Genomic DNA, 13,309 nt, shown 5'->3' with positions numbered 1-13,309 from the left:
TATATGAATGAGTGAATCACCGCGTTTAATCACTACCCTGGCGATGCCGGCCATCGCCGAAGTGACCGTTTCCTTCCGCGGTTTAAACTTTCTGCGTCCGGAGGTCATCCTCGATTTTGTGACGATTAGCAATAATCAGCTGCTCGCCGTCACCCCGGTCGCGCTGCTCTACTCTACCGTCGGCGTCCTTCAGCACATTGAATTACGTAAACTCCCCATCGACGTCAGCGGTCGCGTGGTGTATCCGATATCAACGCTTAAGCTTCCGGCAATGCGCGCAAAGCTGGTGATTAACGCCCAGTCAAAACGCCTGAAGTTTCTTGAAACACTGCTGAGCAATACGGCGAATGAAAATGTTCATGGCATGCAGGTGCTGGGTCTGGCGCTGGAATTTACCATCGTTAAATCGGCCTGACCCGCTATCTGTACAGCCCGTCATACAACGCTTATCCTGAGCCTTTTCCGGCAACAGGACGTACTATGGATTCTCACGATACTTTTCCGCAGCGGGTCTGGCAGATAGTCGCCTCGATTCCAGAGGGATACGTTGCCACCTACGGCGACATTGCTCATCTGGCGGGTTCACCGCGAGCGGCTCGCCAGGTGGGCGGAGTATTAAAGCGCCTGCCGGAAGGATCGACTCTCCCCTGGCATCGGGTCGTCAACCGCCACGGCGATATCTCCCTTACCGGACCAGATCTGCAGCGCCAACGCCAGGCGCTACTGGCGGAGGGCGTCCAGGTTTCAGGCAGCGGACATATTGATCTGCAGCACTACCGCTGGATTTATTGAAGGCAAAAAAATGCCCCTGTAAAGGGGCATGGTGGGGAGTTACTGGGCAGCAGGGGCGCTGTTGTTCGCCACCGGCACCGCCGTTTGCTGAACCGGCACCAGCACCAGATCGGCCCGGTTACCGCCCTGGTTAATCACCGTCTGCACGGTATCGGTAATAAACATCAGCTGACCGTTAACGGTAATCGCCGCGCTGAGAAGAATGCGGGCATTAGGCTGAATTTGCGCCTGGTTATAGGGCAGGACAAAGTTAAACGGCGCCTGCTTCCCTTCGGTCCTTACCGCTTTTTGCGACAGCACGTGCGCTGGCGCATCGGCCAGAGACGCATCCGACAGGGTTACGGTCAATACCGCGTCCGGCGGTAACGCCACGCGCTGTCGAATATTGATGGTCCCGGATACGTTAGGCTGCTGCTGCGAGGAGCTTAGTGAGGCAATGCCATAAGGATCGGGCGCCGCCTGGTTCGCTGCATTGCTGTTGTGGTTGTTGGCACAGGCAGACAGCGTAGCCGCTACGGCTAAAGCACTTAACATATAGGCAAATTTCATTCTTTTCTCCTTTTCATCCCTTCTTTAACAGGAGTACATCCAGCCACAATCGGGGACAGGACATTAGTATCGTGAATAAGTGTGGCACAGATCTCAGATCTCTTCCTGGAAAAGAGCCCATATTCAGATTATTGAACCCATCGGACCACTTGCGATTCCAGGTTATACTTTGCCTCAATAACGCGCTGCGCCAGGCAGTCATCATTGATTGAGGATAACTATGAGTCAGGCACTAACCCATTTGCTGGCATTGTTAAATCTGGAAAAAATTGAAGAGGGATTGTTCCGCGGACAGAGCGAAGATCTGGGATTGCGACAGGTCTTTGGCGGCCAGGTAGTGGGTCAGGCGCTGTATGCGGCAAAAGAGACGGTGCCCTCAGAACGCCTGATTCACTCGTTTCACAGCTACTTCTTGCGTCCCGGCGATAGCCTGAAACCTATCATCTATGATGTTGAAGTCCTGCGCGATGGCAATAGCTTCAGCGCCCGCCGGGTGGCGGCGATTCAAAACGGGAAGCCCATTTTCTATATGACCGCCTCTTTCCAGGCGCCAGAACCCGGCTATGAACATCAGAAAACCATGCCAGCGGCACCCGCTCCGGACGCGCTTCCCTCCGAAACGGATATTGCCCGCAAGCTGGCCCACCTGCTGCCGCCGCAGGTCAAAGAGAAATTTCTCTGCGATAAACCGCTGGAGATTCGCCCGGTCGAATTCCATAACCCTCTGAAAGGACACGTTGCAGAACCAACGCGTCAGGTCTGGATCCGCGCCAACGGCGCAGTGCCGGAAGATCTCCGCACCCATCAGTCTCTGCTGGGCTACGCTTCGGATTTTAACTTCCTGCCCGTTGCCCTGCAGCCTCACGGCGTCGGTTTTCTGGAGCCGGGCATGCAGGTTGCCACCATCGATCACTCAATGTGGTTCCACCGCCCGTTCAACATCAACGACTGGCTGCTGTACAGCGTTGAGAGCACCTCCGCCTCCAGCGCGCGCGGTTTTGTCCGCGGCGAGTTCTACACTCAGGACGGTACGCTGGTGGCTTCCACGGTGCAGGAAGGCGTCATGCGTAATCGCAACGCATAAAAAAGCAGAGCCTCCCCGAGGGGAGGCTCTGCAGCTTCAGGAGATAACTCGTTTTATCAGGCGTTGTAGGCGTTTTCGCCGTGGCTGTTTACGTCCAGCCCTTCACGCTCTTGATCTTCCGGTACGCGCAGGCCAACGGTCATATCGGCAACCTTGTAACCGATAAAGGCGACGACGCCTGACCAGACGATGGTGATACCGATGCTTTCCAGCTGTACCAGAACCTGATGGCCCATGGTGACGCCTTCCGCGTAGCCCACACCGCCCAGAGAAGTCGCGGCGAAGATACCGGTCAGGATGCAACCTACGATACCGCAGACGCCGTGGACGCCAAACACATCGCACGGGTCATCCACGCGCAGCCAGCGTTTCAGAACGGTGACGCCCCACAGACCCGCAAGGCCCGCTGCGATACCCACAATCAGCGAGCCGCCGACGCCAATATAGCCACAGGCCGGAGTGATGCCGACCAGACCGGCAATCGCCCCTGAACAGGCGCCGAGCAGTGACGGCTTGCCGCGGGTTGCCCACTCGCCGAAGGTCCATGCCAGGATAGCCGCCGCCGTTGCAACCACGGTGTTAACGAACGCCAGACCGGCAATTTCGTTCGCCGCGCTTGCTGAACCGGCGTTAAAGCCGAACCAGCCAACGTAGAGGATAGCGGTGCCGGTGAAAACCATCGGCAGGTTATGCGGTTTGAACGCTTCTTTACCAAAGCCGACGCGTTTGCCCATCATGTAGGCGCCCACCAGCCCCGCGACCGCGGCGTTGATGTGAACAACCGTACCGCCGGCGAAATCAAGCGCGCCGTGCGTAGCCAACAGACCGCCGCCCCATACCATGTGCGCAATCGGCACATAAGAGAGCGTCATCCATACCACAACGAATATCAGTACCGCCGAGAAGCGAATACGTTCCGCCAGCGCACCGACGATCAGGCCAACGGTAATACAGGCAAAGGAGCCCTGGAAAGCAACGTGGATGTACTGATAGAAGCTCCCCATCAGCGCTTTCAGTTCAATATTTTTCAGCAGTACCCAGTCGAAGTTGCCGAAGAAGCTGCCGCCAGCGCCGAAGGCCAGCGTGTAGCCATAAACCACCCACAGTACGCAGACCAGCGCAAACGTCACGATGACCTGCGTCAGCATGGAGAGAACGTTTTTACCGCGGATCAGCCCGCCGTAGAACAGCGCGATGCCCGGAATCGTCATAAACAGCACCAGCGCGGTGCAAATCATCATAAAAGCGTTGTCGGCTTTGTCCGCGACCGCCGGTGCAGCCATCGCCAGCCCCGGAAGAAGAGCCAACGCTCCCAGACCTGTTTTCATTGTTGCTATCTTCATTGTTTCGTTCCCCATCACTGTGTGGTCTGAAAGTTACAGTGCCGCTTCGTCTGATTCGCCGGTACGGATGCGAATCACGCGCTGCAGCTCGGCGACAAAGATTTTGCCGTCGCCAATCTTTCCGGTGTAAGCCGCTTTACTGATGACATCGACGACTTCGTCCAGCTGATCGTCGGCAATCGCGACGTCAATCTTCACTTTCGGCAGAAAATTGACGCTATATTCCGCGCCGCGATAGAGCTCCGCGTGGCCTTTCTGACGGCCGAACCCTTTAACTTCAGTGACCGTCAGGCCCTGAATACCCATTGAAGATAATGCTTCACGCACGTCTTCCAGTTTGAATGGTTTGATTACCACGGTAACCAGCTTCATAAGTCCCCTCCAGTCAGAATTCGGTAATGGCCGCAGCTAACACGTTTCTAATAAAGCAAGGGCTATGCCAGAAATGAAAAAGGACCGCCAGGCGGCCCTTTTTGAGGAGGAAGGAGAATAATTCGGCGGAAACGAAGCGGCAAAATGCCTCTTTTGCCTGAAACTGCACCATTTCAGTGCGCAGCTTGTGACGATTTTGCACCACCTCAGGCCGCGGCGGCGCCGCTGCCTGTTTATGGTGCATCAGGCGATAAGCGACTCTTCCTGCGCGCTGGCCGCCAGCTCTTCGCCAGCCAGCTGCAGCTGATACATCTGCCAGTAGCGGCCTCTGGCCGCCAGCAGCTGCTGGTGACTTCCGCGCTCAACGGCCTGACCGCGGTGCAGTACCAGGATCGTATCGGCCTCGACGATGGTCGATAAGCGGTGCGCAATCACCACCAGCGTGGTGTGCTCGCGCACCCGAGCCAGAGCCTGCTGAATCGCCTGCTCGGTACCGGAATCGATATTGGCCGTCGCCTCATCAAGAATCAGCACCTGCGGCGTATCGACCAGCACCCGCGCCAGCGCCAGCAGCTGTTTCTGGCCAACGGAGAGATTATTCCCCTGCTCGCCCAGCAGCGTATAAATACCGTTTTCCATTTCACGGGCCAGCGCCGCCAGCTGTACCGCTTCCAGCGCTTCCCACACCTGCTCTTCGCTGATGTCGCGACCGAGGGTGACGTTGGCATAGAAGGTGTCAGCCAGCACCACCGGATCCTGCTGCACCATTGCAATCCCCTGCCGCAGCGCGCTGTGGCTTAAGGAAGAAAGCGGACGACCGTCGATGCGAATCTCTCCCTGGGTTAACGGGTAGTAGCCCATCATCAGGCTGGCCAGGGTGCTTTTACCGCTCCCGGTATGACCAACCAGCGCCACAAAGCTGCGGGACGGGATATCGAGATTAATATCCTGCAACACCAGGCTATCGTCGCGGTAGGCAAAAGAGACATGATCGATACTCATCGCCCCGCTGCGCAGCGGCTCGCTATCTTCACCCCACGCCTGACGCGGTTTGTCCATGAGCTCGAAGACGCGCTCGCCCGCCACGACCGCCTGCTGCAGCATTGACTGCTGGGTGGTCAGCTCGATCAGCGGCTCGTTCAGTCGCCCAAGATAGCTAATAAAGGCGTATAGCACCCCGACTTCGATCGTTCCGCTGCTGCTGAAACCAAACAGCATCAGCAGGCCGCAGAGAATTAATGAAGAGAACAGGCTCAGCAGTGGGCGCAGCAGGAAGCCATCAAGACGCAGGGTTTGCATACGCGCCAGATAGTGGGCGTAGCTGGCCTCGCGCATCCGCTCGCCGAACCGCGCCTGCTGGCGGAACTGCTGGATGACGCCCATGCCGTTAATCACTTCATTAAAACCGTCGTTGATGTCCGCCAGCCAGGCGCGAACCCGCCTGACGATGGGCGTGCTGTAGCGCTGATAAATCATCATCACGATCAGCACCGCCGGGAAAATAGCGATAGCCACCAGCGCCATCCGCCAGTCAAGGCTGAACATCGCCACCAGCATCGCGCCAATCAAAGCGGCGCTTCGTAGCACGGTCGCCACCACGGTCACGTAGAGATCGCGAATCACTTCGGTATCGTTGGTAACCCGCGAGATGAGCTGCCCGACCGGCTGCGTATCAAACTCGCTGAGCGGCTGACGCAGCGCGGCGTCCATCACATCGCTGCGCAGCTGCTGCACCACGCCGACCGCCGCGCGATTAAACAGCAGCGCCTGGCAATAATGCAGGCCAGCGGCAAGAAGTTGCAGGCCGATATAGGCCACGGCGAGACCGCAGACCAGCTTCAACGGCAGCGAGTGCTTCGCCACCATATTGTCGATAAAGTAGCTGATCAGCAGCGGGCCGCTGACTTCCGCCACCGCCGCAACCCACATCATGGCAACCGCTATCATCAGCGGTTTACGCCACGGGGAGCCGTAGGCCAGCAGGCGCTTTAAGGTCGGCCAGAGTTCAGTGAAACTACGCACCGGCGACCTCCTTATCTTCCTGCGGGACATCATCCAGCGCCGCTTCCAGCTGCTGATAACGGTACATATCCCGATACCAGCCCGGCTGCGCCGCCAGCGCCTCATGGCGACCGCGCTGGGAAATATGCCCGTGCTGCATCACCAGAATTTCGCTGGCCTCGGTCAACGCCGACAGGCGATGGGCGCTAATGATCACCGTCCGCCCCTCTCCCCACTGCCGCAGGTTATGCAAAATCTGGTGCTCCGTTCTGCCGTCCACCGCCGACAGCGCATCATCAAGGATCAGAATCTCCGCCTCCAGCAGCAGCGCGCGGGCGATGGAAATACGCTGCTTTTGCCCGCCGGAAAGCATCACGCCGCGCTCGCCGACTTCGGTGTTATACCCCTGCGGCAGGCGCAGGATATCCTCATGCACGCTGGCAAGCCGCGCAACGTGCTCGATTTGCTCCTGCGTGGCGTCCGGTTTACCGAGAGCAATGTTGCTGGCAACGGTATCGGAGAACAGGAACGGTGTCTGATTAACCACCGCCAGACGTGCGCGCCAGCTATCCAGCTGTAGCCGGGTCAGGGGAACGTCGTGGAAGCGGATATCGCCTTCAGTCACGTCAAAGTGGCGCTGAATCAGCGCCAGAATGGTGCTCTTGCCGGAGCCGGTCGGCCCGCAAATCCCCAGCATCTGCCCGGGCTGGAGCGTAAAGTTGACCTTTTCCAGCGAGACCTTGTTCGCCTGCGGGTAGATAAACTCGCGCACGGCGACGCTAAGCGTACCGCGCCCTTCCGGCGTCGGCTCGCTGCCGTCGTTCACCACCGGCGCCTCCTCCAGCATGGTGCGAATGCGCGCATAGGCCGCGCTGCCGCGCTCAACGATGTTAAACATCCACGCCAGCGCCAGCATTGGCCAGATCATCAGGCCGAGGTACATCACAAAGCTGGTGAGCTGACCCAGAGTCAGGCTGCCCTGGATCACCATCCAGCTGCCGCCGCCGATGGCCAGCAGGTTAGCGGTCCCGATAGCGATATAAATCGTCGGGTCAAAGCGGGCGTCGATACGCGCCACGCGCATGTTTTTCGCCCCGGTATCCGCGGCGTCGGCGGCAAACAGCGCCGACTGTCGGTCTTCGAGACCAAAGGCTTTGATCATGCGGATGCTGGTCAGGCTCTCCTGGGTGCGGTCGTTGAGGCTGGAGAAGGCCGCCTGCGCGACGCGAAAGCGTTCGTGTAATGCATCGCCGTTACGCTTAATCGCCAGCGCCATCAGCGGCATGGGCAGCAGCGCCAGCAGGGTTAACTGCCAGCTGATTTGCGTCGACATGACAATCAGCACCGCGCAGCCCATGACCAGCGAGTCAACCAGGGTTAATACCCCCTCGCCGGCGGCGAACACCACCCGATCCACATCGTTGGTGGCGCGAGCGATCAGATCGCCGGTACGATGGCGCAGGTAAAAGGCCGGATGCTGGCGGCTGAGCTGGCGATAGAAATCCTCGCGCAGTTCGACGGCCAGCTGATAAGAGGCGCCGAAAAGCAATACGCGCCAGACGTAGCGCAGCAGATAGACCATCACCGCAATAACGACCAGCAGGCCGATCCACATCCACACCTTTTCCGCGGTGTAATGTTGTTTTGTTACGCCGTCAACCACGATACCCACCACCTTTGGCGGCACCAGTTGCAGAATGGCAATCACGATCAGCAGAGCAATAGCGCCGAGGTAACGACGCCACTCCCGGCGGAAATACCAGCTAAGTTGGGCAAATAATCGCAAGCAGTTAAATCCTGAGTGTGTAATTCGTAGCGGCTGATGCCGTTAATCAATCGGTAAGGCAGTGGTGTATTTTATCTGTTCCATGGCAAAACTCGAAGTGACATCCGAGAGCCCCGGCACGCTGTTAACCAGGCGTTTATAAAAATCGTCGTAGTTCTTCATATCCGCCACCTGGACCCGCAGCAGGTAGTCATACTCCCCCGCCATACGCCAGAAACCGAGAACCTCCGCCATCTGCGTGACTTCGCTGACGAAGCGGCAATACCAGTCGCTACTGTGATGCTGAGTCTTAATCAGCACAAACGCCGTCAGCCCAAGCCCGACCTTTTCCGCATCCAGCAGCGCAACGCGTCCACGCAGAATACCTTCATCTTCCAGCCGCTTCAGGCGCTTCCAGCAGGGCGTGGTGGTCAGATTAACGGCATCGGCCAGCGCCTGCAAAGAGAGGGTGCAGTCGGTTTGCAGTAAAGAAAGCAGCTTACGGTCAATTTTATCTAACATAGGGCACCTTGGGAGAAAAATTTACTCCATTCATTGTAATTGAAAGGCTAAATGGCAACAATTTTTCCTTCGATTTCCGCTAAGCTGGGCACAAAATGACAAACAGGAATTTGAGATGAACAGCGCCTGGGTTAAACACGCGATTAGTGAAATTAATGCCGATTATCAGCGTTCCGCCGACACGCACCTTATTCGTCTGGCGCTTCCGGGGTTCCCGGGGATCCAGCTCTACCTGAAGGATGAAAGCACCCATCCAACCGGTAGCCTGAAGCACCGCCTGGCCCGCTCGCTGTTTCTCTATGGTCTGTGCAACGGCTGGATTAAAGAAGGGACAACGATTATCGAATCCTCTTCCGGTTCGACCGCCGTCTCTGAAGCCTACTTCGCCCGTCTCTTAGGCCTGCCGTTTATCGCCGTGATGCCTTCCTGTACGGCAAAACGTAAAATTGAACAAATTGAGTTCTACGGCGGCCGCTGCCACTTCGTCGATAGCGCCTGCGAAATCTATGCCGCCTCCGAAACCCTGGCCCGCGAGCTGAACGGCCATTATATGGATCAGTTTACCTATGCCGAACGGGCGACCGACTGGCGGGGAAACAATAATATCGCCGACAGTATCTTCCGTCAGATGAACCACGAGCCGCATCCGCAGCCGTCGTATATCGTGATGAGCGCGGGCACCGGAGGCACCTCTGCCACCATCGGACGCTACATTCGTAGTCAGGGCTACGATACGCAGCTGCTGGTGGTTGACCCACAAAACTCGGTGTTTATGGACTACTGGCAGAGCCGCGACGCCAGCCTGCGCAGCCCGGTCGGCAGTAAAATTGAGGGCATCGGCCGCCCGCGCGTCGAACCGTCGTTTATTCCCGACGTGGTCGATGAGATGCTGCGGGTACCGGATGCCGCCAGCGTCGCCACCGCGCTATGGCTGGAAACGCTGCTCGGACGTAAGGTCGGCGCCTCCACCGGCACCAACATGTGGGGCGTACTGCAGCTGGCCGTGCGGATGCGCGAAGAGGGGCGCACCGGCTCTCTCGTCACGCTGCTGTGCGACAGCGGTGAACGTTATCTGGAAACCTACTACAACCCGCAGTGGGTAGCGGCCAATATTGGCGATATCTCCTCATGGCAGGCACAAATCGCCGACATGCTGCAGGCAAAATAAAAGAAGCCAGATATCACAGGATATCTGGCTTGCTGGCAGGGTCTCTTTATTCGGGGGAATAAGGAAGATCGGGATTATCCAGCCAATGAGTCAAAAAGTGGGAGACGGCCTGATGACGGCAGTCGCCAATAACCGGTAGATGTGGGAGTTCCGCTTTCAGCTGATTCATCGCATTGCCCATAATCACGCCGCGCCCGACGCTGCCGAGCATTTCCAGGTCGTTCATGGCGTCACCGAACGCCATACAATCCTGCATCGTCAGCCCCAGATGCTGGCTTAATACCGCCAGCGCCGCGCCTTTGTTACAGCCGCCAGGCAACACTTCAAGGCAATCCATCGCCGAAAAACAGAGATCCGCTCGGCCGCCCAGCGCTTCACTCAGTTGAAGCCTTAGCCGCCGCAAATCGTCATGATCGCCGCAGAAGCAGATTTTAGTGACCTGATGCGCCGGTATTCGCTTTGGATCGTACAGCTGATAACGAAAACCGCTAAAGACGTGCGCTTTCAGTAATTCCGGGATCGCCTGCCCGGTGTACCAGCCGCCGTCGTTAAAGAAATGCATACTGGCCGTGGTTTCCCAGGCGCTGTGCAGCACCTCTTCCGCCACATCGGGAGCCAGATCGCGGCGATACAGCTCCTCACCTTCCAGAGAGTGAATGCGCGTCCCGTTGCCGGTGATTAAAAACGCATCCAGAGAGAACTCGCCGATAACGTGGCGCATTTCCAGAGCATGACGACCGGTGGCGAAAGTCAGGGTGATATCGCGATCGCGCAGACGTTTGAGCGTCGAAAGCGTTTTTTCTCCCAGACGATGGTCCGGCATCAGTAGCGTACCGTCCATATCGAATGCAGCCAGTCTTGCCATCTTCTGCTCCCCAAATCGTGGTGGATTTTGCTTGTGTTGCAGTATTGCCTGAGATATACGGAAGTAATAGTGAATAGATAAATTTTATTGTTCCGGGTTTACCAATCTACGCAGGATTACACAGCGATGAGGCTATTAAACCGTCTGCATCAGTACCAGCGACTCTGGCAGCCCTCCGCCGGAGAGCCGCAGCAGGTAACCGTCGGCGAGCTGGCCGAACGCTGCTTTTGCAGCGAACGCCACATTCGAACCCTGCTGCGCCAGGCGCAAGAGTCAGGCTGGCTAAGCTGGCAGGCCAGCTCCGGTCGCGGAAAGCGCGGGCTACTCCAGTTTTATAAAGCGCCGGAAGCGCTGCGCAATGAGATGATGGAGCAGGCGCTGAATAAAGGGCAGCAGCAAAATGCCCTCGAACTGGCCCAGCTGGCGCCGGTGGAGCTTAAAGCGCTGCTTTCCCCCTTTCTCGGCGGCCAATGGCAGAACAATACGCCGACCCTGCGTATTCCTTACTACCGTCCGCTGGAGCCGCTGCGCCCGGGTTTTATGCCGGGACGCGCGGAGCAGCACCTGGCCGGGGAGATATTTTCCGGTCTGACCCGATTTGATGCGCAGAGTACCTGTCCGATAGGCGATTTAGCCCATCACTGGGAGGTGTCGCCTGACGGCCTGCGCTGGCACTTTTATATTCGTTCTACCCTGTTCTGGCACAACGGCGATCCGATTAAAACCTCACAGCTGCAGCAGCGGCTCCTGATGCTGCTGCAGCTGCCCGCGCTGCGCACGCTGTTCGCCAGTATCAGCGAAATTAGCGTAACCCACTCCCAGTGTCTGACTATCACCCTGCATCGCGCCGATTACTGGCTGCCGTTCCGCCTTGCCAGCTACTGCAGCGTGCTGGCGCATCCTGACGATCCGGCGATCGGCAGCGGACCGTTTCGCCTGAAGCGATTTACTGCGGACCTGGTGCGGCTGGAAAACCATCAGCGCTATCATCTCACTCACCCGCTGCTGCAGGCCGTGGAATACTGGATCACGCCGCAGTTGTTCGAGCAGGATCTGGGCACCAGCTGTCGTCATCCGGTACAGATAACCATTGGCGATCCTGACGAACTGACCAGACTACGTCAGGTCAGCAACAGTATTAGCCTCGGCTTTTGCTATCTGACGCTGCGCCAGAGCCCTCGTCTTAACAAAGCGCAGGCGCAAAGGCTGGTCTCGCTGATTCATCGCTCCACCCTGTTAGAAACCCTGCCGCTGGATGAGGATCTGATCGCGCCCAGCAACGAAGTATTGCCGGGCTGGTCTATTCCGCAGTGGCCTGAAAATCATAGTACCCCTCTGCCCGAACGGCTTACGCTGCTCTATCACCTCCCCGTAGAGCTACACGCTATGGCGGATCGGCTTCGTCAACGGCTGGCGGAACTGGACTGTGAGCTGACGATTATTTTCCATGATGCGAAAAACTGGGATGGCTGCCAGCAGTTTGCACAGGCGGACCTGATGATGGGCGACCGCCTGATTGGCGAAGCGCCGGTCTATGCGCTGGAGCAGTGGCTACGCTGCGACGTGCTGTGGCCTAATTTGCTGACCGGGGCGCAATATGCGCATCTCCAGGCGACGCTGGATGCCGTTCAGGCCTTACCGGACGAACGCAGCCGTAGCGAAGCGTTGCGCAACGTCTTTAACAGCCTGATGGACGATGCCATCATGACGCCGCTGTTCAATTATAATTATCGCATCAGCGCGCCGCCGGGGGTCAACGGACTACGGCTAAACGCGCGCGGCTGGTTTGATTTCGCCAGCGCCTGGCTACCGGCCTCTACGCCGTGACGGGGCTGGTGGTCACGTTCATCAGGCGCTACCATATGCGCCTCACTTCGATTGTCAGGAATTACCATGAAACGCGCCGTAGTTGTCTTCAGCGGAGGACAAGATTCGACGACCTGCCTGGTGCAGGCTCTGCAACAGTATGATGAAGTGCATTGCGTCACTTTTGATTATGGCCAACGTCATCGCGCGGAGATTGACGTTGCTCGCGAACTGGCGCTAAAGCTGGGGGCCGTGGCCCATAAAGTCCTTGATGTCACCCTGCTTAACGAACTGGCGGTCAGCAGCCTGACCCGCGATAGCATTCCGGTTCCGGATTATGAACCGGACACCAGCGGCATTCCGAATACCTTCGTACCCGGGCGCAACATTCTGTTTTTAACCCTGACGGCCATTTACGCGTATCAGGTGAAGGCGGAAGCTATTATCACCGGCGTTTGCGAGACCGACTTTTCGGGCTACCCGGACTGCCGCGACGAGTTCGTGAAAGCGCTGCACCATGCCGTCAGCCTCGGTATGGCGAAAGATATTCGCTTTGAGACGCCGCTAATGTGGCTTAACAAAGCCGAAACGTGGGCCCTGGCCGATTACTGGGGCCAGCTCGACCTGGTGCGCCATGAAACCCTCACCTGCTATAACGGCATTAAAGGCGACGGCTGCGGGCAGTGCGCCGCCTGTAACCTCCGCGCCAACGGGCTGAGCCAGTATCTGGGCGATAAGGTTGGGGTGATGACGGTGATGAAGCAGAAAACCGGGCTCCAGTAACCGGTTACTTCCCGGCGGCGCGGCGGGATCGCAGGCGGCTCACGATGCATAGCCCGGTCAGATACGCAGAAGCGCCTTCGGGAAGTTCTGCCACTTTCTGTGCGCTTGCTCCCGGGGGCGGCGCGATGCGCCTGCCCGGGCTACCGGATCGCAGGCTGCTGAGAACGCGTAGCCCGCGCTACCGGATCGCAGACAGCTGAGGAAAAGTAGCCCGGACAGGTGCGCAGCACCGCCTCCGGGACATCCCCCTCCGGCTGGC

General features: G+C 57.9%; 14 protein-coding genes. 6 read left to right on the top strand and 8 right to left on the bottom strand.

What is annotated here, in order from left to right; genetic code table 11:
- Positions 1-7: 7 nt before the first annotated feature.
- Together MKleb_RS06350 and MKleb_RS06345 are read left to right on the top strand one after the other, a co-directional pair.
- Positions 8-415 carry a hypothetical protein gene (locus MKleb_RS06350; RefSeq protein ID WP_025107156.1) on the top strand — a complete coding sequence of 136 codons (408 nt, stop codon included), beginning with the start codon at positions 8-10 and terminating at the stop codon, positions 413-415.
- Between the two features lie 65 nt (positions 416-480).
- Positions 481-792, top strand: coding sequence for an MGMT family protein (locus MKleb_RS06345; protein ID WP_025107157.1), 312 nt, complete (start codon positions 481-483; stop codon positions 790-792).
- Positions 793-831: 39 nt separating this feature from the next.
- Here the strand turns inward: MKleb_RS06345 and MKleb_RS06340 are convergent, their stop codons facing one another.
- Positions 832-1,341 (bottom strand): YbaY family lipoprotein, encoded by a 510-nt coding sequence (locus MKleb_RS06340; RefSeq protein ID WP_004848288.1) that lies wholly within the window; start codon positions 1,339-1,341, stop codon positions 832-834.
- A gap of 220 nt (positions 1,342-1,561) precedes the next feature.
- Here MKleb_RS06340 and tesB point away from each other — a divergent pair, with 220 nt between their 5' ends.
- Positions 1,562-2,425, top strand: a complete 864-nt coding sequence (gene tesB / locus MKleb_RS06335) for an acyl-CoA thioesterase II (RefSeq protein WP_004848287.1) — start codon at positions 1,562-1,564, stop codon at positions 2,423-2,425.
- 56 nt (positions 2,426-2,481) lie between these two features.
- Here the strand turns inward: tesB and amtB are convergent, their stop codons facing one another.
- From amtB to MKleb_RS06305, 6 genes are read right to left on the bottom strand one after another with little or no spacing between them, the layout of a single operon-like run.
- On the bottom strand, positions 2,482-3,768 hold the full coding sequence (gene amtB, locus MKleb_RS06330; RefSeq protein WP_004848284.1) for an ammonium transporter AmtB: 1,287 nt from the start codon (positions 3,766-3,768) through the stop codon (positions 2,482-2,484).
- A 33-nt stretch (positions 3,769-3,801) separates the two neighbouring features.
- Complete coding sequence (glnK, locus tag MKleb_RS06325) at positions 3,802-4,140, bottom strand: P-II family nitrogen regulator (protein ID WP_004099573.1); 339 nt, start codon at positions 4,138-4,140, stop codon at positions 3,802-3,804.
- Positions 4,141-4,153: 13 nt separating this feature from the next.
- The gene (locus MKleb_RS06320; RefSeq protein ID WP_025107158.1) at positions 4,154-4,384 is read right to left on the bottom strand and encodes a hypothetical protein; all 231 of its coding nucleotides are present in this window, start codon (positions 4,382-4,384) and stop codon (positions 4,154-4,156) included.
- Positions 4,384-6,162, bottom strand: a complete 1,779-nt coding sequence (locus MKleb_RS06315; RefSeq protein ID WP_025107159.1) for a SmdB family multidrug efflux ABC transporter permease/ATP-binding protein — start codon at positions 6,160-6,162, stop codon at positions 4,384-4,386. The genes MKleb_RS06320 and MKleb_RS06315 overlap by 1 nt, the downstream gene beginning before the upstream one ends.
- Positions 6,155-7,927, bottom strand: coding sequence for a SmdA family multidrug ABC transporter permease/ATP-binding protein (locus MKleb_RS06310; protein WP_025107160.1), 1,773 nt, complete (start codon positions 7,925-7,927; stop codon positions 6,155-6,157). Before MKleb_RS06310 ends, MKleb_RS06315 begins: the two co-directional genes overlap by 8 nt.
- A 42-nt stretch (positions 7,928-7,969) precedes the next feature.
- A complete protein-coding gene (locus MKleb_RS06305) occupies positions 7,970-8,428 on the bottom strand; it encodes an Lrp/AsnC family transcriptional regulator (protein WP_004135994.1) in 459 nt (152 codons plus the stop codon).
- Between the two features lie 115 nt (positions 8,429-8,543).
- Here MKleb_RS06305 and MKleb_RS06300 point away from each other — a divergent pair, with 115 nt between their 5' ends.
- The gene (locus tag MKleb_RS06300; RefSeq protein WP_025107161.1) at positions 8,544-9,596 is read left to right on the top strand and encodes a PLP-dependent cysteine synthase family protein; all 1,053 of its coding nucleotides are present in this window, start codon (positions 8,544-8,546) and stop codon (positions 9,594-9,596) included.
- Positions 9,597-9,642: 46 nt separating this feature from the next.
- On the opposite strand, the gene cof is transcribed toward MKleb_RS06300, so the two are convergent.
- A complete protein-coding gene (gene cof, locus MKleb_RS06295; protein ID WP_025107162.1) occupies positions 9,643-10,461 on the bottom strand; it encodes an HMP-PP phosphatase in 819 nt (272 codons plus the stop codon).
- 126 nt (positions 10,462-10,587) lie between these two features.
- Here cof and MKleb_RS06290 point away from each other — a divergent pair, with 126 nt between their 5' ends.
- On the top strand, positions 10,588-12,288 hold the full coding sequence (locus tag MKleb_RS06290; RefSeq protein WP_025107163.1) for an SgrR family transcriptional regulator: 1,701 nt from the start codon (positions 10,588-10,590) through the stop codon (positions 12,286-12,288).
- 66 nt (positions 12,289-12,354) lie between these two features.
- The gene (gene queC / locus MKleb_RS06285) at positions 12,355-13,050 is read left to right on the top strand and encodes a 7-cyano-7-deazaguanine synthase QueC (RefSeq protein ID WP_025107164.1); all 696 of its coding nucleotides are present in this window, start codon (positions 12,355-12,357) and stop codon (positions 13,048-13,050) included.
- Positions 13,051-13,309: the final 259 nt, after the last annotated feature.

Origin of the sequence: Klebsiella sp. PL-2018 (genome assembly GCF_019048985.1) — a bacterium.
In the GTDB taxonomy this organism is placed as follows: Bacteria; Pseudomonadota; Gammaproteobacteria; order Enterobacterales; family Enterobacteriaceae; genus Klebsiella; species Klebsiella michiganensis.
Note: the sequence above shows the minus strand (reverse complement) of the source record. Positions and strands in the feature narration are given on the sequence as shown.